The following is a 21,231-nucleotide window of genomic DNA, read 5'->3' as shown; positions in this document are numbered from 1 at the left end:
TTATAGAGGTTTTGTATTTATTCCACAAAAGAATATCTGTTGCAAAATGTATACTAGATTTCAAATAAAAGCAAATTATCCAGTATAATTTATGATTTGTTAGATTTGATTAAGTAGCGAACCAACCACTTGAAAACCATTCCACAATGGCCGTGCACCTTCATCTATGAGCTGATTTGGACCTTCTGAAAGACTTGACATGACAGACCCAGGAACAGCAAAGATGTGTTTCCCGTGATCAAGCGCATGTTCAACTGTACTCATCGTTCCGCTCTTACTTGCGGATTCTGTCACAATGACTGCGTCAGACAACCCACTAATGATACGGTTGCGCATCGGGAATGTCCATCTTTCTGGTTTTACATAGGAAGGATATTCTGAAATTAATAGATGGTTTTCGCTTATTTCATTTGCTAATTCTTTGTTTTCATATGGATAAAGATGAAATAATCCATGTCCAAGGACGGCAATCGTTTTTCCACCGTAAAAAATTGCGGCTTTATGGGCCATCGCGTCTGCACCTTTTGCAAGTCCGGACACAATAACAGTGTTGTTCTCCACAAGTGGCGGAACGATTAACGACATTGCATTTTCCGAATAAACAGTTGCTTTACGCGACCCGATAATCGCCACTTTAAACTTTTCAGCCAAAATCGACGTATCGCCTTTTGTATACAAAATAGTCGGGGGATCTATCAATTCTAATAACCTTTTAGGGTATAAGGAATGCGTGAATGGAATTGGGGTTATTCTATGCTTTTTATAGAGCAAATCATACGGAGTAGATAAGTTTTTCAGGAAATTCTCCTTTAAATAGACTGCTTTTTCTATCTTGATTCGGAGTAAAAATGCCAGTCGTTCAGCCGAATATGTATGAAGCTTTTCAAGATTGGGATCGATCTCATAAAGAGCGTTCAATCGGTTTTTCGGAATTGGTAATAGATAATGCAATGCTAATAACCTTTTTTCTCCATCTGTTAATTTCACTCGCATGTCTCCCTATCATGAATTAAAAAAAGTGCAGTGTATTTTCAGAATACACTGCACCTTCTATATTAATGAGTTTTACACTGTTCGTAAAGACCTTTTTCTTTAATTACTTTAATTAAAGTTTCACCAATAACGGACGGCGTATCTGCAGTTTCAACACCAGCAGCGTTTAGCGCTTTGATTTTTTCAGCTGCAGTACCTTTTCCACCGGAAATGATAGCGCCAGCATGGCCCATACGTTTTCCTTCTGGAGCTGTTTGTCCGCCGATGAAACCAACAACTGGCTTCGTCATGTTTTCTTTGATCCATTCAGCCGCTTCTTCTTCAGCTGAACCGCCAATTTCACCAATCATAACGACTGCATATGTCTCAGGATCTTCGTTGAACTCCTTGAGAACATCGATGAAGTTTGTCCCGTTTACAGGGTCTCCGCCGATTCCAACAGCTGTTGTTTGACCGATACCCGCTTGGCTTAACTGATGTACAGCTTCATACGTCAATGTACCTGAACGGGAAACAACGCCTACGTGGCCTTTTGTATGAATGTATCCTGGCATAATACCAATTTTACACTCGTCAGATGTAATAACACCTGGACAGTTCGGGCCGACAAGACGTGTTTTCTTGCCTTCCATATAACGTTTAACTTTAACCATATCTAAAATTGGAATATGTTCTGTGATACAGATAGCCATATCAAGTTCAGCGTCTACCGCTTCCATAATTGCATCTGCAGCGAATGGAGCCGGAACATAAATTACTGAAACGTTTGCACCTGTTTCTTTTACAGCTTCTTCAACTGTATTGAAAACTGGTACGCCTTCAGCAGTTTCGCCGCCTCTTCCAGGCGTAACCCCAGCAACAATTTTCGTTCCATACTCAAGCATTTCTTTCGTATGGAAAAGCGCTGTAGAACCTGTAATTCCTTGTACGAGAACTTTTGTATCTTTATTAATATAAATACTCATGTTTGTCCCTGCCTTTCTTAGCCTACGAGTTCAACAATCTTTTGTGCACCGTCTGCCATTGAACCTGCAGCGATGATGTTAAGTCCTGATTCGTTCAATAAAGCTTTCCCTTTATCAACGTTTGTACCTTCCAAACGCACGACTAGTGGCACTTGCAGACCTACTTCTTTAGCTGCAGTGATTACGCCTTCTGCAATAACGTCGCACTTCATAATTCCACCGAATATGTTAACGAAAATTCCTTTAACAGCCTCATCTGAAAGAATGATTTTGAATGCTTCTGTAACTTTCTCTGCAGTTGCACCGCCCCCAACGTCAAGGAAATTAGCGGGTGAGCCGCCGTAGTAGTTGATTGTATCCATCGTAGCCATCGCAAGACCAGCACCGTTAACCATGCAACCGATATTTCCATCAAGAGAAATATAGCTTAGGTCATATTTTGAAGCTTCGATTTCTTTTGGATCTTCTTCGTCAAAGTCACGCAGTTCTACGATGTCTTTGTGACGGTATAATGCGCTTTCATCGAAGTTAAACTTCGCATCTAATGCTAAGATGTTGCCTTCTGCTGTAGTAACCAATGGGTTGATTTCTACTGTAGATGCATCTTTTTCAACGAATACTTTGTAAAGACCTAACATGAAGTTAGCTGCCTTGTTTACAAGTTTCTTTGGAATATTCATGTTGAATGCCATACGACGTGCTTGGAATCCAGTCAAGCCGACAACTGGGTCAATGATTTCTTTGAAAATCTTTTCAGGCGTTGCTTCAGCTACTGCTTCAATGTCTACGCCGCCTTCTTCAGATCCCATAAGCGTTACACGGTCAGTTGCGCTATCTAGCACTAGGCCTATGTAATATTCTTTCTCGATATTGGAACCTTCTTCGATAAGAAGACGTTTAACTTCTTTACCTTCTGGACCCGTTTGTTCAGTTACGAGAATTTTACCGAGTAGTTCTTTTGCATATGCACGTACTTCGTCAAGGTTTTTTGCAATCTTGACACCGCCTGCTTTACCGCGGCCACCTGCGTGTATTTGTGCTTTAACAACATAAACTTCTGTGCTTAGTTGCTTTGCTGCCTTAACCGCTTCTTCCGGAGAAAACGCGACAATTCCGTTTGAAACAGCTACACCATAATCGCGTAAAAGCTGCTTCCCTTGATATTCATGGATATTCATCTTACATCCTCCAATCAAACTTATAACTCTTTTAATTTACTGCCCTATCTATTGTAATAAAGATGTCAAACAATGTCCACATATGACGTCCAAAATGTCGAAACTTGCACTTGGTAGTTTTTTCTTTTACATCGATTTTATTAAACAAGTGCCTAAGCAATTCATTTTTTACTTATTTGACTTTGCTGTATATACCGTTGATTTCCGTTTCGGGCGGACGCTTTCCTGCGGGCGAGCGCCGAGCCTCCTCGTCCGCGCAGCGCTCCCTGTGGGGTCTCGGCTATCTCGCTGATTCCGCTGGAGTCACCACCCCATATACGTCAACTTAAGCTTTAAACCAGCTCTTCATCATCAAATTTTCAATAAAACACAATGTTTCGCCGAAAAATGTTTACCTTATTCGTCTAAAGGGAATCGTTCAGTAAATGCTTAAGATTGTTGGCATTACTAAATAAGACACACCCCATTCTCTTTTAAAAATTTGATTGTTTTATTTTTGTTGTTGGTCAGTTCTTGGTTTTATTTTCTTTATATTTTTACGACCGAGCCTGGCCAACCCTTTTATTAATTCGTTGATAAGATTTTCCCACTCCAATTGATCCCTTGCTTGCCAAATTTTCCAAATCCTCTTACTAACCTCACACATTGTGATTTGTTCGCTTAGAATGATATCTCTTTCTTCTTTAAAATAAACCCGAAGCTGATAAGTAATTAATAAGCTAAGGAGTAAAAGAATTAATTCCGCATAAAAGTGACACTCCCATCGCTCTTTTTTCATATTTCGATAGAAATCAACCTCCATATCTGATTTCCATGACTTAAAAACAAGCTCAACTTGCCAACGATACCGATATAATTGAGGGACCTCTTCTGCCGGCACTTTTTGTGGAAGATTCGTTACATAGACCGAGATACTTGATACATCATAAGATTTTTTCTTGATTTTACCTGGTTTCGTTTGTCCACGTCTTTTAATCCGTTCTTCTTGTCTTTGCTCTTGTTCATGGGTCATTCGATAAATTACCAGTCGAGTCGGATATTTTGCTTGTTTTCCCAAATAGACCTTCGGATATTCCCGTATTGTTCCTCGTTTCATTGTCTTTAATTCTTCCTCGAGATAAAGCCGTTCATAGGCATACATTTTCATGATCTTGCCATCTTTATGATACCGAGGATTTGGATGGTCTACGTAAAACATTGTATCTGCCGGAGCGCGTGACACATAAAAAGCTTGCTTTCCATCTACCTTTTCAAATATCTTATATTGAAAATAACCAAGGTCTTGAAGAATTAAATCATTTTTCTGAAGTGATTCTAGCCGCTTGATTCCCGAAGCACTATCTCCCGCTTTTCCAGCTTGAATTTCCATATATATAAACCTTCCTGTTAGATAATCAAACTCGATTTGGCACTTAGCTCCTGCATCTACAGTCCCTGGATAAAAAAACTGGAGTTTTTTGGTGAGCTTAATTGACGTTCCATCTAAAATCCGAACCGTATTAAAGTCGATTGTGCTATTAATAGTTGTTTTATCTATAGATAGCTTCATTTGTATCGTAAACAACGCAAGAAAAACTGCTTTCAAAAACGCGACTGAATTCTCATTAAACTTTTTATCAAAACCTTGTTTGGACATAGTTACACCGACGTGAGATAGACCTAAACATAGTTCAGTTAAAGATTTTTTTGCGATATTTCCGGGTTCAGCAAAAAGAATTTCAAGAAATTTGATGACACTCAATTGACGATTTCTTTGTATGAATTTCGTATCCTTGGCAATTTTAGAAAGTTCGATTGGGCGACAGAAAATCAAACAGTTGTTTCAATGTGAAAACGGAATGTTTGTTTTTCATAATTGAATCCTCCTTTTTATAAATGGTAAATATCTATACCATCTTTAGAGGAATATTAATCATTTTTTCTTAAGTTGACGTATATGGTCACCACCCTACACTCCAATCAACTACAGATTCCATTTTATTTATATTGTCATAAACAAATTCTACTTTTACTCCTCAAAGAGAAAGTGGTTCTCATCCTCTTAAATAAGAATACTAGTTTCATCAGCAATAATTGATTTTATTGGTTCGAAAGTTTTTCTATGGTGTTCACATGGACCGTATTCTTGTATGGCGGATAGGTGCTCGGCGGTGCCGTATCCTGCATTTTTTGTGAAATTGTACTGTGGAAAATCTTTATGTATTGTGTCCATTATTGAATCACGTGTTGTTTTTGCGAGTATTGATGCTGCGGCGACGGCTAAACTTTGTGCGTCGGCTTTGACTACGGATGCTGTTGGGCTTTTCGTGTTAAGTGACATCGCATCTGCAATTACAAAATCCGGTTGAAGTGCAAGTTCCTCTACCGCTTTTTCCATTGATGCGCGGGTGGCCGCGTAAATATTAAGTTCATCGATTTTATTGGCGGGTTGAATATTTATGGAATAAGCGAGTGCGACTTGGCGGATTTTCTCTGCGAGTTGTTCCCTTTTTTCCTTTGAAATTGTTTTCGAGTCGTCTAGTCCAACCAGTTCTGGTGACTCCGCGGGTAAAATTACCGCTGCAGTGACTACAGGACCTGCTAACGGCCCTCTTCCAGCTTCGTCGACACCTGCGACGAGGGCATCGACAAACGGTGCATATGACCTGTCAAACGCAATTTTCTCTTGATGTTCCTGTAGTTGAAGTTCTTTCATTTCATAATTGCGTTGCCAACGGGCAAGCGCTTTATGCACACCCGCTCTTTGATCATTTTTTAGTTCGTCAATCCATTCTGCTGGTTCATGTTCATTTTTCAGTTTCTCTTCAATTTCTCTTATCGTTAGCATGGATTTCTCCTTCCGCTTTAATTATAACCGCAACTTAAAAATTAAAGAAGAAAAGCCGAATGCCGCATGAATTTATGCGCTAGCATCGGCTTTTAGTTTTCTTGTTTAATTTCCACACTATCGAATGTCAGTTTACCTAGATGTTCGTTTCGGATATCTTGCACAATAATTTCGGCAACTTTATCGTAATCGACTTCGCCGCCTGTGGTATAAACATTGCGAAGTTCTCCAATGTGGTCGAACAACTTAATGATGTCGTCTTGTTCTTCTCCAACTGTAGAAATACCATATCTCTCCATAAGCCTATTCGGGTATTTCTTCTCCAAAAAACGAAGGCCGTATAACGCCAAATCTTCCATATTCAGAAGCGTGTCTTTAATCGCACCCGTAATCGCAAGTTTATAACCGGCTTCTTTATCTTCGAATTTAGGCCACAGAATACCTGGCGTATCCAGTAATTCGAGTTCTTTTTCATATTTAATCCATTGTTGGGCTTTCGTTACACCAGGTTTGTTCCCGGTTTTTGCGACATTTCTTTTTGCCAAACGATTGATTAACGTTGATTTTCCCACGTTCGGAATTCCGACGATCATTGCGCGAATCGCGCCCGGTCGTATTCCTCTTTTTCTTTGGCGTTCGATCCTAGGTTCAAGAATCTCTTTCGCTGCTCTTGTAACCGCTTGTAAACCTTGCCCTTGAAATGAATTAATGGCAACCGCGTGCGTTCCTTCATTTTTAAAATACTGAATCCATTTTGTCGTTTCAGCACTATCCGCCAAATCCGCTTTGTTGAGAATTAACAACCTAGGTTTATGCTGGATAACCTCATCAATCATTGGATTTCTTGATGAAAGCGGCAGGCGGGCATCGACTAATTCGAAAACAATATCGACTAACTTTAATTGTTCTGTTACTTCTCTTCGGGCTTTTGCCATATGCCCTGGAAACCATTGAATTGTCATATCTTTAAACCCCTTCTATTATTCAACAAAACCGAAATCTTTTAATGGCCAAAATACAATTTTCGTACTGCCGATGATTTCGTCGATCGGAACGACACCGATATGTCGGGAATCCTTACTTTTCCTTCGGTTATCACCGAGAACGAATACATGGTCTTTTGGTACAACTTCGCTATCCAGTTTTCCTTCAAGCGTAAAATCTTCCGTTAATGGACTATCCGCAACTGCTTCTTTGTATTGATTTAAATAGGGCTCTTCCAGCGGTTCACCGTTGATGTATAAAATATCATCACGATATTCTACCGTATCACCTGGTAACCCAATAATTCGTTTAATATAGTCTTTTTGCTCGGGTGCATGGAATACCACAATATCAAAACGATCAGGCTTACCAATTGTATAGCCGATTTTGTTGACAATCATTCGGTCACCATCTTCTAATGTCGGCATCATCGAAATACCGTCCACGACGATCGGCGTAAAAAGGAACACTCGAATAAGTGCCGCTAACGCGAATGCAATTAATAAAGCTTTAATCCATTCCCATGATTCATTTTTGGGTTTTTTCTCTTTCATTCCACAAGCCTCCCGCATCTACTTTCTCTACTATACATTCTATTCATATTTAGGGCAAAAAGAAAGGAGGCCACATTTTGGGCCTCCTGAATTTGTCTTATTATTTACGAATTTCTTTGATACGTGCTGCTTTACCGCGAAGACTACGTAGGTAGTACAATTTCGCACGGCGCACTTTACCGCGACGAACAACGTCGATTTTTTCGATTTTTGGCGTATGTACAGGGAATGTACGTTCAACACCAACACCATTAGAGATTTTACGAACTGTGAACGTTTCACTAATTCCGCCACCGCGACGCTTAATGACAACACCTTCGTATAACTGGATACGCTCGCGCGTTCCTTCAACAATTCTTACGTGCAAACGAACAGTGTCTCCCGCACGGAATTCTGGCAGATCAGTACGTAGCTGATCTTTAGTAATTTCTGCAATTAGGTTTTGCATTATTTTCTCTCCTTCTCCACAGATGCTCTTGCACTTCGTACCTTTGCAGCGGAACACCAGTCAGTATGTACTCCCCATAGAAGTACATAGTAGATAATATCACAAAGTAACGTATCGCGCAAGAGTTTTTGATTAATTTTCTTCTTTTTCGAGTTGACTTAATAATTTCTTTTGATGCTCGGTTAACGTTGCAGTTTCCAATAAATCTTTTCTTCGTTCATACGTTCGAATCAGCGACTGTTCTTCACGCCATTGATCTATCTTCGCATGATTACCAGACAATAATACTTCAGGCACTTCTAAACCATTGAAGTTTGCAGGCCTTGTGTACTGAGGATGCTCTAATAACCCCGTAGAAAATGAATCCAATACAGGTGAATCTTCGTTGCCAAGAACATTCGGCAAAAGGCGAACAACACTATCCACTACCGCCATCGCTGCGATTTCCCCGCCTGTTAAGACGAAATCACCGATTGATAGTTCTTCCGTGACGAGGTGTTCGCGAATTCTTTCATCGTAGCCTTCATAATGACCGCAAACGAAAACGAGGTGTTCCTCTTTAGCGAGTTCTTCCGCTTTTGCCTGAGTGAAGCGTTCACCTTGAGGACACATTAGAATAACCCGTGGCGTCGTATCTTCTTTGGAGGATACAGCTTCTACAGCAGCAAATAACGGTTCCGGCTTTAGCAACATTCCCGCCCCGCCGCCATATGGGTAATCATCCACTTTTCGATGTTTGTTTTCGGAGTAATCCCGAAAATCGACAACATCAAATTTTACGGCTTCGTTCTCTTGAGCTTTTTTCATGATGGATGAATGAAGAACGCCTTCGAACATTTCCGGAAATAAAGAAAGGATATCGATTCTCATGAAAGCAACCCTTCAATCGGATCAATCACGATTTTTTTATTGTCAACGTCGATTTCTTTTACGACATCGTCAATGTAGGGAATATATTGTAATTTACCTTTTTCAGGTTTTACCGTCCATACATCATTTGCGCCAGTTTCGAAAATTTCCGTCACTGCGCCAACTTCCGTACCGTCTAATGTAACAACGAGACAACCGACAATTTCATGATAATAAAATACGCCATCCTCTAACTTTTCCAGTTTATCTTCGGACACTTTCAAAACGCCATCTCGGTATACTTCAACATCTTGCACATATGGATGATTTTCAAATGTCAAAAGATCAAAGCTTTTATGTTTCCGATGACTTGCGACAGTCAGGTTAATCGGTTTATCGCTTCCCGGCATAAAAAGACCGAGTTTACTTCCGATTGCATAACGTTCCTCCGGAAAATCTGTACTCGAAATCACCCGGACTTCTCCGAGAATTCCATGGGTGTTAACGATTTTCCCTACATTATACCAATTCATTTGACACACCGTCCTTAAATAAAAGTTCAAAAAGGAGGAAGGAACATAAGCTCCTTCCTCCCTTCTATCAATCTACAATATCGACAAACACTCGCTTGCCGTGGTGACTAAAGAAGGATTGTACTTCATCCTTCCCCAAAGCATCTCCATTTAGTATCAATCTATGATATCCACGAAGACTCTTTTGCCGTGGTGACTACCCGCAGCTGAATAGACAATCGTGCGGATTGCTTTAGCAACGCGCCCTTGCTTTCCAATTACTTTGCCCATATCTTCGGCATTCACAGAAAGTTTATACGTAACTCTGCTTTCCTGTTCATCTTTCTTAACCCGAACATCATCGGGAAAATCGACTAATGGTTTTACAATTGTTTCAATCAGCTGCTGCATGTAGACCCCTCCTTATTTACTGTGTTTAGCGTTATGGAATTTTTCCATGATGCCTTGGTCAGAAAACAGGTTGCGGACTGTGTCAGACGGTTGAGCACCGTTCTGAAGCCATTTGAGCGCTAGCTCTTCATCAATTTTTAATTCTGCCGGTTTTGTAAGCGGGTTGTAAGTTCCCACAGTCTCGATTTGACGACCGTCACGTGGTGAACGTGAGTCCGCTACTACAATACGATAGAAAGGAGTTTTCTTTGCTCCGATACGTTTAAGACGAATTTTAACTGCCATTTTTTTATTGCACCTCCGAATAGTTTCACACAAGATATTATATTAACAAGCTTTTCTTTGTTTGTAAAGGGTTTTCTCTTAACACCTTAAAAATTCTTTTTTAATTGACTTTTTTACTTGAAAAAAGAATCGAATCCAGGCATTTTCATTCGTTTTTTCCCTTTTTGTTGCATGTTGGTCATTTGCTTAACCATTTTCTTCATTTCTTCAAATTGTTTCAACAGACGATTCACTTCTTGAATTGAAGTTCCTGATCCTTTTGCAATGCGCCTGCGTCTATTTGCGTTAATTATTTCAGGGGTAGTACGTTCTTTTGTAGTCATTGATTGGATGACAGCTTCAACGCGCCCCATTTGTCCTTCATCAACTTGAGCATTTTCTAAACCTTTAATTTTACCCGCGCCCGGCATCATTTTTAGTAATTCATCAAGCGGGCCCATTTTCTTCACCTGTTGCAATTGGTCAAGAAAATCGTCGAGTGTAAATGTTTGCGTTCGGAACTTCTCTTCCAGCTCTTTCGCTTTATCTTCGTCTACATTATCCTGCGCTTTTTCAATAAGGGACATGACATCGCCCATGCCAAGAATTCGTGACGCCATTCGTTCAGGGTGAAATGCTTCAAGTGCATCCATTCGCTCCCCGACCCCGATAAATTTAATCGGCTTGCCAGTCACTGAACGAATTGATAGCGCGGCTCCCCCTCTTGTATCTCCGTCGAGCTTCGTCAAGACAACCCCTGTAATTCCTACGGTCTCATTAAAATTTTGCGCAACGTTTACAGCATCTTGACCGGTCATCGCGTCCACGACTAGGAATACTTCATCAGGCGTTGATAATTCGTGGATATCTGCCAGCTCTTGCATCAGTTTTTCATCAACGTGCAATCTACCCGCGGTATCGACGATGACAATATCATGATGTTCTTTCTTGGCTTCTTCGAGCGCCTGACGAACGATTTCTACAGGTGAGATATCTGTTCCGCGTGAAAATACCGGAATCGTCAATTGTCTGCCTACTGTTTCTAGTTGCTCAATCGCAGCTGGACGGTATACGTCTGCCGCAACGAGCAACGGCTTTCTATTATGCCTCTTTCGTAATAAGGTTGCTAGTTTACCGGAAGTAGTTGTCTTACCAGCACCTTGTAACCCAACCATCATAATGACAGTCGGAGAATTTCTTGAAAACTTAATCGGCTCCTGTTCGCCGCCCATTAAATTCGTCAATTCATCTTTAACAATTTTAACAACTTGTTGGCCAGGTGTTAAACTCTTCATAACATCTGAACCAACAGCTTTTTCACTTACTGTTTTCACAAATTCACGAACGACTTTTAAGTTAACGTCTGCTTCAATAAGCGCAAAACGAACTTCTCGCATCATTTCTTTAACGTCTGCTTCGTTAACCTTTCCTTTGCCCCTAATCTTTTGGAGCGTCCCTTGCAGCCGCTCAGCTAATCCTTCAAATGCCATGCTTGACGCACCTCCTACATATGATCTTTCAATGTATCTAATAGTTTTCGGACTTCATCGGATTGATCTGTCGAATCCGTTAATAACTTTTCCATATCTCCAATAATCTCTAATCTTTGTTGAAACTTCGAAAACAAGTTCAACTTCAATTCATAGTCTTCGAGCATCACTTCGGTACGACGAACATTGTCATAAACAGCTTGACGTGATATCCCATATTCCTCCGCGATTTCTCCTAGCGAAAGATCTTCTAAATAATATAAGTCCATATACGTTCTTTGTTTATCAGTTAATAATGACTGATAAAAATCGAAGAGGAAGTTAATGCGTGTTGTTTTAATTAGCGCCATACGTCAAACCTCCCCAATTCATTTTGTCCAAAGTTAGCATAATATGAAGTGAAGTCTCCGTCAAGTGATTTTACTTGTCTGCTTCAAATTGTTTATCTAATTCATTGGCGAATAATCCGTACACATATTTCTCCGGGTCAAAAGGTTGTAAGTCGTCCATGTTCTCACCGAGACCAACGAATTTCACCGGGATATTTAATTTCTTTCTAATCGCTAAAACAATCCCGCCTTTTGCTGTTCCATCAAGCTTTGTCAGCACGATTCCTGTTACATTTGTCGCTTCTTGGAATGTTTCCGCTTGAACAAGTGCATTTTGACCGGTCGTCGCATCCAGTGCCAAGAGCACTTCATGCGGCGCGCCTTCGACTTCATTGCTAATGACGCGACGGACTTTTTGCAACTCATTCATCAAATTTACTTTGTTTTGAAGTCTACCTGCAGTATCGCAAATCAGGACATCCACTTTTCGGTTTTTCGCGGCATGAACCGCATCATACATAACTGCTGCAGGATCTGAACCTTCCGATTGCCTGATCACTTCAACACCGGCTCTTTCTCCCCAAACAACTAACTGATCGATTGCACCTGCTCTAAACGTATCTCCAGCTGCAAGCATGACCGTCTTTCCTTCCGCCATTAAACGTGCAGCCAGCTTTCCAATCGTAGTCGTTTTTCCGACACCGTTAACGCCAACCATCAAGATTACAGAAAGTCCATCTTCCTGAATATTTAAATCGCTATTCGCTTCTTCGCCACCCTCATAAATTTCAACAAGTTTTTCGGAAATAACTGTTTGAATGCCCTCGGTACTTTTAATGTTTTTCCTTTGAACTTCAAGCTTCAATTCATCAATTAGCTCCATGACAGTTTCAAAGCCTACGTCTGCTTGTAAAAGAAGATCTTCTAGCTCCTCAAAGAATTCTTCATCGACTTCTCTAAAACGTGCAACCAAATCATTTACTTTAGATGTGAATTGGTCGCGTGTTTTTGTTAATCCATCTCTGAATTTATCTGTTACCGCTTCATTTGTTCCTGTAATCTTTTCTTTCATTCGCTTGAAAAAAGACAATCGATACCCCTCCATAGTTTTACATAATCGCTTCTTCAGGTATTTCAGACAGCTTTACGGAAATCAGTTTTGATACACCGGATTCTTGCATTGTAATACCGTACAATACATCTGCCCCTTCCATTGTTCCCTTTCGATGGGTAATCACAATGAACTGAGTCTTATCCGAAAACTTCTTCAAGTATTTACTATAACGTATAACGTTCGCTTCATCGAGGGCCGCCTCGACTTCATCTAGAATACAAAACGGTACTGGACGGACTTCAATGATTGCAAACAATAAGGATATTGCCGTCAATGCGCGTTCTCCGCCCGATAACAAACTTAGGTTTTGCAGTTTTTTCCCGGGAGGGCGAGCGACAATATCGACCCCGGTTTCCAATAAATTATTCGGGTCTGTTAATATTAAATCCGCGTTTCCGCCGCCGAACATTTCTTTGAAGACATGTCGGAATCGGTTTTGGACTGCATCAAACGTTGATGAAAAACGCGAAGTCATTTCTTCGTCCATTTCGGACATAGCGACTTGCAAAGTTTGTTTCGCTTCGAGTAAATCATTTCGTTGCGCCGTTAAAAACTCATGTCGTTCTGAAACTTCCTTGTATTCATTAATCGCCCCCGGATTGACGGGGCCGATATCTGCTAATTCCTGTTTCAGTCGAATTAGTTTCTCGCGTACCGCTTGTTCATCAAATTCGATTGTTGCAGAAAAGTCTGGTCGAAGACCGTATTCATTAAGTAATCGCCCGGTAATTGCCTCGTATTTAACTTCTAACCGTGATAATTCGATTGTGACATTATTATGTTTGATGTTCATCTTCTCTACATTCGATCTTAAGTCACGTAAAACTTCTTCTTTTTCTACGATGCTTGCTGTTTGTTTCAATCTATTTTCTCTATATTTTATAATCGCAGTTTCAACAGCTTCTTTTTTGGCTATCGCCTGTTCAATTTGGTTCGAAATTTCTTCGGCAGTTAAATTTTCTTCGCCGTCTACACCATTGATATAATCCAGTTCTTTCGAAATTGCAGTCATTCTTTGTTGTGCTGATTCTAATGATTGCTCCATGTCATGAATTGCCGTTTTTTCATAGGAAGTTTGTTCACGCATAACAGCCGCCCGCTCGCGCAACTCTGTTAACCTAGATGTCAACGAAGCCTCTTCATTTCGACGATCCGCCGCGAGTCGTTCAAGTGTTTCAATTTCTTTTTTAATCGTTTCCAATTTCTTTAGTAATTGCTGGTGATTTTCTTCTAATGCTATTTTTCTAGTCGCCAGTTCTGAGCCTGTCGTTTCTGCACCGCGTCTTCCCATTTCAACAGAAGCTCTTTCAATTTCGAGTGCATTGATCGCGATGTCCGTTTCACGGATACTTGACTGGGCAGCAGCCATTTCCAATTGTAATGTTTCATTGGACTTCCGGGATTGTTCCGTTTTTTGCATGAACTCGGCAACTTTCATTTTTGAATCGCCAATTGAGACTTCCGCCACTCCGATTGATGATGCCATTTGGCTAAGCTGACTTTGTAAAGTTTCGAGTTCAGCTTTTCTGGAGAATATGGTGGCTCGACCTTTTGTGCCTCCACCCGTAAGTGATCCGCCAGCATTTACAATGTCTCCATTGAGTGTAACGACACGGAACCGATAATTTACAGCTTTAGCAATTTCAGATGCACCTGTAAGTGTTTTGGAAACGAGCACGTTCCCCAAAAGGTTTTCAGTAATAATTTTGTACGGACCTGGTACATTCACAAGCTCGTCTGCTGTACTTATAAATTCAGGGTGGTGCTCAATTGATCTTAAAGCAGTCGGTTGAATTTTTCTTGATTTCATGACATCGAGCGGAAGAAATGTTGCCCGCCCAGCATTGCGAGATTTTAAATAACCAATCGCTTTTCTAGCATCAGCCTCGGAAGTGGTTACAATATGCTGCATCGCTCCGCCAAGAGCAGTTTCAACGGCATTGACATAGTCATTGTCGACATTAATCAGTTCGGCGACCGCACCATTTATACCACTTAGTTTTCCGGATTTACGAGCGACGAGCACTTCTTTTACGCCCGAATAAAACCCAGAAAAGTCTGCTTCCATGCTTTGTAACGCACGCATTCTCCCCTGCATTTCATGTTGCTTATTATAGGCTTGTTGAAGAAGTTGCTCTTTCTTGCTTAATTCGACCTCATTTTCACGAAGTTCATTTGTGTTGCTTATAAAAGCGGCACTTACTTGCTTCATTTCTGCAGTTAAATTAACAAGCGCTCGTTCTTTTACTGATTTTTCATCAGTTAATTCTTTAAGTCGTTTGTTCAAAGACTTTGTCTGTTCAACTATTTTTTCAGAAGAATACTTTTCTCCCGCAAGTCGCTCTTCTATATGTTTCAATTCATTTCGAAGGGTGGCTTCTTCATTCAAATTGTCAATATATATCGATTTCAATTCTTCGATTTCATTTTCCGTTTCAACGACTGAACGCTTCAGAATTTGAGCTATTTCATTCATCTCAGTTGATATCGTTTTATATTCAGCCGTTAAGGAACTTAACTTGGATTGGGATTGCTCTAGTTTCGTCTGCAGTGTAGATTTTTCTTCACGTGCTGACGCCAAATCCAACTGTAGTCTTTCAATTTGAACAGTGGCATTTCGTTCTTTTTCAATGGAAAGAAGACGACGCCCTTCCCATTTTTCTGCCTCTGAGCTTACATCTACGAGTTTTTTCTGTAATGTCTCTAACTCATGGTCAACGGTTGCCAGTAGTTCTTTCAATCGACGAGACTCTTCTTCAGCATTTCCTGTAGCGGTTTTGAGCTGTTGTTGTTTAACTTCGAACTTTTCAGCTTCCTTTAACTTCGCCTCGATTTCAACCCGAAGCTTCCCGGCATCATAATTTAATAATAAACTATCTGCCTCGCGAGTTTCTTCAGAAAGTGTCGCATGCTTTTCTGCTGCTTCGGCACTCTCTTTAAGTGGGGCTATTCGAATTTCAAGTTCTTTTAAGATGTCGAGCACGCGGTCTAGGTTATCCGATGTTTCGAACAACTTATGTTCAGCCTTGCGTTTTCGATTTCGATATTTCAAAACGCCTGCGGCTTCATCAAAAATACTTCGACGATCTTCAGGTCTGCTATTTAATATTTCATCAACACGACCTTGCGATATGATGGAAAAAGCCTCTTTCCCAAGCCCTGAATCCATGAACACATTATTTATGTCTAATAGTCTACATTGTTGCCCATTCAATAAATATGTACTTTCGCCGGAACGAAAAACCCGTCGACTGACACTGATTTCAGTGTAATCCAGTGGAAAAAGGCCCTTACTATTATCTAAAATAAGGGTTACTTCGGCAAAGTTAAGCGGCTTCCGCGAATCGCTTCCAGCGAAAATAACATCTTCCATTTTCGCACCGCGCAACGATTTTGCGGATTGTTCGCCGAGGACCCATCGTATGGCATCTGTAATATTACTTTTCCCACTCCCATTCGGACCGACAACTGCTGTCACTCCGGGAACAAAGTCAATGCCAATCCGCTCAGCAAATGATTTAAAACCTATTATTTCGAGTCTTTTTAGAAACATTTAAATCTCCCCTTCAACCTGCTCACTCTTAAGTTTACTAATCGCATGTCGGGCAGCTTCTTGTTCCGCTTCTTTTTTCGATCTCCCGTTACCTGTTCCAAGCTCTATGTCACTGAGCCTAACGACCGTAATAAACGTTTTTGCGTGTGCCGGCCCTTTCTCTTCAATCACTTCATATTGAAGATGTCCGCTATTCGACTGCTGAATGATTTCTTGTAGTCGACTTTTGTAATCCATCACATGCGAAAAAGCACCGTTACTGATTTTAGGAAGAACGACTGTGTCCAGAAATTTGGTTACCGCATCCATACCCTGATCGATATATAACGCGCCGATGAATGCTTCAAAAACGTCTGCAAGAAGAGCTGGACGCATTCTTCCCCCGGTTTGTTCTTCACCTTTACCGAGTAAGACATACTGACCGAACTCTACTTCATTTGCAAACTTAACGAGTGCTGGTTCGCAAACAATTGCAGCTCTGAGCTTTGTTAATTCACCTTCGCTCATTCCTGGCTCTGTTGAATATAGATATTGTGATACGCCAAGTTCAAGTACGGCGTCGCCTAAAAATTCAAGTCGTTCGTTATCCATAAAATTCTTTCTTCGATGCTCATTCACATAGGATGAATGGGTAAAAGCGTTGTATAGAAGGGAAGGATTGTCAAATGTAATTGAAAGCCTTTGTTGTAGTTCCTCAAATTTGTTTCGAACAACTAGAGGAAGTTGTGTTTTTTTATTTTTTTCCGTGTTTCGTTTACCTGTCATAAGAACGATTCTACCTTTCAGAACATGATACCTTTAATTTTACCTTGTTACGCCTGTAAGTGCAAAGGGCAATAGAGAAAGATGCGATTAATACATAGGGAATTCCATACAGTGGAACTTGCTTGCACTCGACTAGGTTTTGCTTGCACTTACCCCACATTTGTTTGCACACCTAAGTAGTTTGCTTGCACTTGAAAGACGTTTGCTTGCATTCAAATAATTTTGCTTGCAACTCATGACTTTCGCCCCCCCTAAACACACCGCTTTACACTACATTTAACTTAAAAGAGACGCGGTCTATCCTTTCTTTCGATTGGATAGATGCGTCTCTTGTATTTTGGTTTGAAATCAAAATAGATTTCATTACCTAGCGATGAATTATAATAACTTCACCTTTAATTAGTTAACTTTTGCTTCGATATATGTTACTGCGTCGCCGACTGTGCCAATTTTTTCCGCGTCGTCATCGGAAATTTCCATATCGAATTCATCTTCTAATTCCATTACGAGCTCAACTACATCTAAAGAGTCTGCACCGAGGTCATCACGGAAGGATGCTTCAATTTTAACTTCACTTTCATCGACGCCAAGGCGGTCGACGATTACTTTCGTTACACGTTCTACTACTGTTGCCAAATCTGTCACCTCCCCTCGATGATTATACTTACTTATGGATTTTGTTCAAGACTACATGACCATTCCGCCGTCAACATGGATCGTTTGACCTGTAATATAAGCAGCATCATCTGACAGTAAAAATAATACTGTTTTTGCCACGTTTTCAGGACTGCCCAGTTTACCAAGGGGGATGTTTGCAAGCATTTGCTTTTGGACATCTTCACTTAATGTTTCTGTCATATCCGTTGTGATGAATCCAGGTGCAACAGCATTGACGTTAATATTTCTCGTCGCAAGCTCTTTCGCTGTTGTTTTTGTTAAACCAATCACACCGGCTTTTGCGGCTACGTAGTTGGCTTGTCCAGGATTACCGGAAACACCGACGATTGATGCTACGTTTACAATTTTTCCTGCGCGTTGCCTCATCATCTGACGCGTCACGCCTTTTGTGCAGAGAAAAACGCCTTTTAAATTAATACTAATGACATCATCCCACTCGTCTTCTTTCATGCGCATCAATAAATTATCTCTTGTAATGCCTGCGTTGTTAACAAGTATATCAATTGAGCCGAATGTTGCAATCGTCTCGTCAATCATATTTTTAACGCTATCCGGATTCGACACATCTGCTTGTACAGCAAACGCTTCTCCGCCTGCATTTTTGATTAACTCAACAACTTCATCCGCTTTGTCTTTGCTACCGCTGTAATTGACAACAACTTTTGCGCCTTCATTTGCTAGATTCAGTGCGATTTCTCGTCCAATTCCACGCGATGCGCCTGTAACGATTGCTGCTTTTCCTTCAAATCTACTCATTTTGACCATCCTTTCGAAGCTTCAACGACCGCTTCTAACGATTCTTCATCATAAACCGGCAAGACTGTAGCTGAACGATCAATTTTCTTGATTAATCCGCTAAGCACTTTACCCGGACCGCATTCAATAAAATGTGTAACGCCGTTGTCCAGCATTGTACGAACTGAATCTTCCCATAGAACAGGCGAGTACAATTGTTCAACAAGCAACCCTTTTATTTCTTCACTATTTTCGACAATCGATGCGTTCACATTTGCAATCAATGGAATCCCGGCATCTTTCATTGAAATTTCACCGAGCGTTTCATCAAGTTTCCCGGCTGCAGGTTTCATGAGCGATGAGTGAAATGGTCCGCTGACATCCAGTGGAATTGCTCTTCTAGCGCCTGCTTCTTTTAATTCGACACAAGCTTTTTCAACGCCTGCTTTCGTACCCGAAATAACGATTTGACCCGGGCAATTCAAATTTGCAGGTTGGACTGCATCGCCGTTTGCAGTAATAGAATCAGTTACTTTCGTTACAGCTTCAGCGTCCAAACCAAGAATTGCAGCCATCGCTCCAACGCCTGCCGGAACCGCTTCATTCATATAAAGTCCGCGTTTATGTACAGCTGATACACCATCTTCAAATGACAGTACGCCCGACGCGACCAGAGCCGTATATTCGCCCAAGCTATGCCCCGCTGTAAAATCCGGTGTAATGCCTTCTTCAATTAGTCTTGAAGCAATCATTGATCCGACAGTGAGAAGTGCAGGTTGCGCGTTGTACGTCACTGTTAGTTCTTCCCCAGGCCCTTCTAAAATCAGATCGCTTAATGTGAAGCCAAGTACTTCGTCGGCCTTCTTAAAATGTTCTCCACTTTTCTCCGCAAGTTCTTGTCCCATACCGACAGATTGAGATCCTTGTCCTGGGAAAACAAATGCAATTTTCGTCATTCTTTCTGCCCCTCTCCAATCGTTCTACGGATTGTTCCGCTCACATCATATTCAACCATTGTTCGTGCTTGGCGAATTGCGTTATAAATAGCATTTGCATTCGATGAACCGTGAGCTTTTATCACCGGCGCATTCAAACCGAATAATCCGGCTCCGCCGTACTCCGAGTAATCCATTTTCTTTTTTAATCCACCGAGTTCACTTTTTACAAGTGCTGCGGATAATTTTGTCTTTAATGATGATGTATAGACATCTTTTAACATCGTGAAAAAGCCGAGTGCAGTTCCTTCGATTGTTTTTAACACCATGTTTCCCGTAAAGCCATCCGTAACAATTACATCTGCCGCACCCAGCAATAAATCACGGGCTTCTACGTTACCGATAAAGTTAATTGGAGCAGATTTCAAGACATCGTATGCAGCTTTTGTCAGTTCATTTCCTTTTCCTTCTTCAGTTCCAATATTTAATAAACCGATTCGCGGATTAGAAATGCCGCGCACTTTTTCAGCATAAATACTTCCCATTACTGCATATTGGCCAAGGTGGGAAGGTTTGGCATCCGAGTTAGCACCCAAATCGAGCATGACAAATCCTTGACCGTCCACTGTTGGAAGTGTGGGTGCAAGTGCAGGTCGTTCAATTCCATCGATTCGCCCGACGATAAAAAGTCCTGCCGCCATGAGCGCGCCCGTATTCCCCGCGGAAACCCCCGCTTGTGCTTCGCTGTCTTTAACGGCCTGCGCCATGCGAACCATAGAGGCATCTTTTTTCCGTCGAATTGCTCGAACGGGCTCATCATCTGGTTCGATTATTTCTGAGCAATGAATGACTGTTAATCGATCATGTTCTTTTAAGTAAGGGGCGATTGCTTTTTCATCCCCGAAAATATGTATATGTATATCGTCAAAAGCCTCGACACTTTTCAATGCGCCTTTTATTATTTCTTTAGGTGCGTTGTCTCCGCCCATTCCGTCTAAAGCGATAATCATAATAATTCCTCCTGTTTCCGCTCCGTCGTCCGGTACATATAAAATTGGCCTGTAAACACGACCACGTCACCGACTTTGGAAACTACATCAACAAGTGTTCGATTTTCCATATTGCTTTCATTTTTAACTTCTGCACGTGCAATGACCCGGTCGCCGACTTTCACTGGTTTCAAAAAATCGATTGTTGACTTTACCGTTAAAGCAAGGTCTTCATCCATAACCGCCACAGCCAATGAATTTGCTTGGGCAAATAGATGATGTCCACGCGCAATTCCACTTCGTTGGAAGACGTGGTCTATTGTAACATCAAAAATAGACAATGCTCGTTTATCAAGTTCTATATCGATAATGTCACCGATTATTTCATCGGAACTGAGTGATTTAACTTCGCCTGCCATCGACTGCGAGGCTACTCTTTTTAAACGTTTTCGTAGTTCCGGTATTCCGCATTCAAGTCTGTCCAATCGAATTGTTTGAACGCTTACGTCATATCGTTTCGACAGTTCTTCATCTGTCAAAAACGGATCTGTTTCTACCAACTTTTTGAGAAGTAATTGCCTCTCTTTTTTAGGCATTCGCAATCGTTTCACCTTCCGAATTAGCACTTGGTACTAACATCAGTATATAAAGATAGAAA

22 protein-coding genes are annotated in these 21,231 nt (G+C 41.0%); all 22 read right to left on the bottom strand.

Annotated features, from left to right (window positions below; genetic code table 11):
* Positions 1 to 99: 99 nt before the first annotated feature.
* The 22 genes from dprA to fapR all read right to left on the bottom strand — a co-directional run bounded on the left by dprA (position 100) and on the right by fapR (position 21,169).
* Entirely contained in the window at positions 100 to 987 is an 888-nt protein-coding gene (gene dprA / locus JSQ81_RS19130; RefSeq protein WP_371812467.1) for a DNA-processing protein DprA, read from the bottom strand.
* A 68-nt stretch (positions 988 to 1,055) separates the two neighbouring features.
* Positions 1,056 to 1,958, bottom strand: coding sequence for a succinate--CoA ligase subunit alpha (gene sucD / locus JSQ81_RS19125; RefSeq protein ID WP_210469419.1), 903 nt, complete (start codon positions 1,956 to 1,958; stop codon positions 1,056 to 1,058).
* Positions 1,959 to 1,975: 17 nt separating this feature from the next.
* On the bottom strand, positions 1,976 to 3,136 hold the full coding sequence (sucC, locus tag JSQ81_RS19120) for an ADP-forming succinate--CoA ligase subunit beta (protein ID WP_212605564.1): 1,161 nt from the start codon (positions 3,134 to 3,136) through the stop codon (positions 1,976 to 1,978).
* 490 nt (positions 3,137 to 3,626) lie between these two features.
* Complete coding sequence (locus JSQ81_RS19115) at positions 3,627 to 4,949, bottom strand: IS4 family transposase (RefSeq protein WP_212605563.1); 1,323 nt, start codon at positions 4,947 to 4,949, stop codon at positions 3,627 to 3,629.
* Positions 4,950 to 5,177: 228 nt separating this feature from the next.
* Positions 5,178 to 5,963 carry a ribonuclease HII gene (locus tag JSQ81_RS19110; RefSeq protein WP_212605562.1) on the bottom strand — a complete coding sequence of 262 codons (786 nt, stop codon included), beginning with the start codon at positions 5,961 to 5,963 and terminating at the stop codon, positions 5,178 to 5,180.
* A 92-nt stretch (positions 5,964 to 6,055) separates the two neighbouring features.
* Positions 6,056 to 6,925: a ribosome biogenesis GTPase YlqF gene (gene ylqF / locus JSQ81_RS19105; RefSeq protein WP_212605561.1), complete on the bottom strand. Its 870-nt coding sequence runs from the start codon at positions 6,923 to 6,925 to the stop codon at positions 6,056 to 6,058.
* 18 nt (positions 6,926 to 6,943) lie between these two features.
* A complete protein-coding gene (gene lepB, locus JSQ81_RS19100; protein WP_212605560.1) occupies positions 6,944 to 7,501 on the bottom strand; it encodes a signal peptidase I in 558 nt (185 codons plus the stop codon).
* 100 nt (positions 7,502 to 7,601) lie between these two features.
* Positions 7,602 to 7,949, bottom strand: a complete 348-nt coding sequence (gene rplS / locus JSQ81_RS19095) for a 50S ribosomal protein L19 (RefSeq protein WP_212605559.1) — start codon at positions 7,947 to 7,949, stop codon at positions 7,602 to 7,604.
* A 132-nt stretch (positions 7,950 to 8,081) separates the two neighbouring features.
* Positions 8,082 to 8,819, bottom strand: coding sequence for a tRNA (guanosine(37)-N1)-methyltransferase TrmD (trmD, locus tag JSQ81_RS19090; RefSeq protein WP_212605558.1), 738 nt, complete (start codon positions 8,817 to 8,819; stop codon positions 8,082 to 8,084).
* Complete coding sequence (rimM, locus tag JSQ81_RS19085; RefSeq protein WP_212605557.1) at positions 8,816 to 9,331, bottom strand: ribosome maturation factor RimM; 516 nt, start codon at positions 9,329 to 9,331, stop codon at positions 8,816 to 8,818. The genes trmD and rimM overlap by 4 nt, the downstream gene beginning before the upstream one ends.
* 156 nt (positions 9,332 to 9,487) lie before the next feature.
* Positions 9,488 to 9,721 carry a KH domain-containing protein gene (locus JSQ81_RS19080; protein ID WP_212605556.1) on the bottom strand — a complete coding sequence of 78 codons (234 nt, stop codon included), beginning with the start codon at positions 9,719 to 9,721 and terminating at the stop codon, positions 9,488 to 9,490.
* A 12-nt stretch (positions 9,722 to 9,733) separates the two neighbouring features.
* Complete coding sequence (gene rpsP, locus JSQ81_RS19075) at positions 9,734 to 10,006, bottom strand: 30S ribosomal protein S16 (protein ID WP_172369713.1); 273 nt, start codon at positions 10,004 to 10,006, stop codon at positions 9,734 to 9,736.
* 113 nt (positions 10,007 to 10,119) lie between these two features.
* Complete coding sequence (ffh, locus tag JSQ81_RS19070; protein ID WP_212605555.1) at positions 10,120 to 11,475, bottom strand: signal recognition particle protein; 1,356 nt, start codon at positions 11,473 to 11,475, stop codon at positions 10,120 to 10,122.
* A 14-nt stretch (positions 11,476 to 11,489) separates the two neighbouring features.
* Positions 11,490 to 11,825: a putative DNA-binding protein gene (locus tag JSQ81_RS19065; protein WP_212605554.1), complete on the bottom strand. Its 336-nt coding sequence runs from the start codon at positions 11,823 to 11,825 to the stop codon at positions 11,490 to 11,492.
* Positions 11,826 to 11,895: 70 nt separating this feature from the next.
* The gene (gene ftsY / locus JSQ81_RS19060) at positions 11,896 to 12,894 is read right to left on the bottom strand and encodes a signal recognition particle-docking protein FtsY (protein WP_212605553.1); all 999 of its coding nucleotides are present in this window, start codon (positions 12,892 to 12,894) and stop codon (positions 11,896 to 11,898) included.
* A gap of 19 nt (positions 12,895 to 12,913) precedes the next feature.
* Positions 12,914 to 16,471 carry a chromosome segregation protein SMC gene (gene smc / locus JSQ81_RS19055; RefSeq protein WP_212605552.1) on the bottom strand — a complete coding sequence of 1,186 codons (3,558 nt, stop codon included), beginning with the start codon at positions 16,469 to 16,471 and terminating at the stop codon, positions 12,914 to 12,916.
* A complete protein-coding gene (gene rnc, locus JSQ81_RS19050; protein WP_212605551.1) occupies positions 16,472 to 17,236 on the bottom strand; it encodes a ribonuclease III in 765 nt (254 codons plus the stop codon).
* Between the two features lie 399 nt (positions 17,237 to 17,635).
* Positions 17,636 to 17,872 (bottom strand): acyl carrier protein, encoded by a 237-nt coding sequence (locus JSQ81_RS19045; RefSeq protein ID WP_210469433.1) that lies wholly within the window; start codon positions 17,870 to 17,872, stop codon positions 17,636 to 17,638.
* A gap of 51 nt (positions 17,873 to 17,923) precedes the next feature.
* Positions 17,924 to 18,670 carry a 3-oxoacyl-[acyl-carrier-protein] reductase gene (gene fabG, locus JSQ81_RS19040; protein ID WP_212605550.1) on the bottom strand — a complete coding sequence of 249 codons (747 nt, stop codon included), beginning with the start codon at positions 18,668 to 18,670 and terminating at the stop codon, positions 17,924 to 17,926.
* A complete protein-coding gene (gene fabD, locus JSQ81_RS19035) occupies positions 18,667 to 19,605 on the bottom strand; it encodes an ACP S-malonyltransferase (protein ID WP_212605549.1) in 939 nt (312 codons plus the stop codon). The genes fabG and fabD overlap by 4 nt, the downstream gene beginning before the upstream one ends.
* Complete coding sequence (gene plsX / locus JSQ81_RS19030; RefSeq protein ID WP_212605548.1) at positions 19,602 to 20,594, bottom strand: phosphate acyltransferase PlsX; 993 nt, start codon at positions 20,592 to 20,594, stop codon at positions 19,602 to 19,604. The genes fabD and plsX overlap by 4 nt, the downstream gene beginning before the upstream one ends.
* Positions 20,591 to 21,169 carry a transcription factor FapR gene (gene fapR, locus JSQ81_RS19025; RefSeq protein WP_212605547.1) on the bottom strand — a complete coding sequence of 193 codons (579 nt, stop codon included), beginning with the start codon at positions 21,167 to 21,169 and terminating at the stop codon, positions 20,591 to 20,593. The genes plsX and fapR overlap by 4 nt, the downstream gene beginning before the upstream one ends.
* Between the last annotated feature and the right edge of the window lie 62 nt (positions 21,170 to 21,231).

Source organism: Sporosarcina sp. Marseille-Q4063, assembly GCF_018309085.1.
In the GTDB taxonomy this organism is placed as follows: Bacteria; Bacillota; Bacilli; order Bacillales_A; family Planococcaceae; genus Sporosarcina.
Note: the sequence above shows the minus strand (reverse complement) of the source record. Positions and strands in the feature narration are given on the sequence as shown.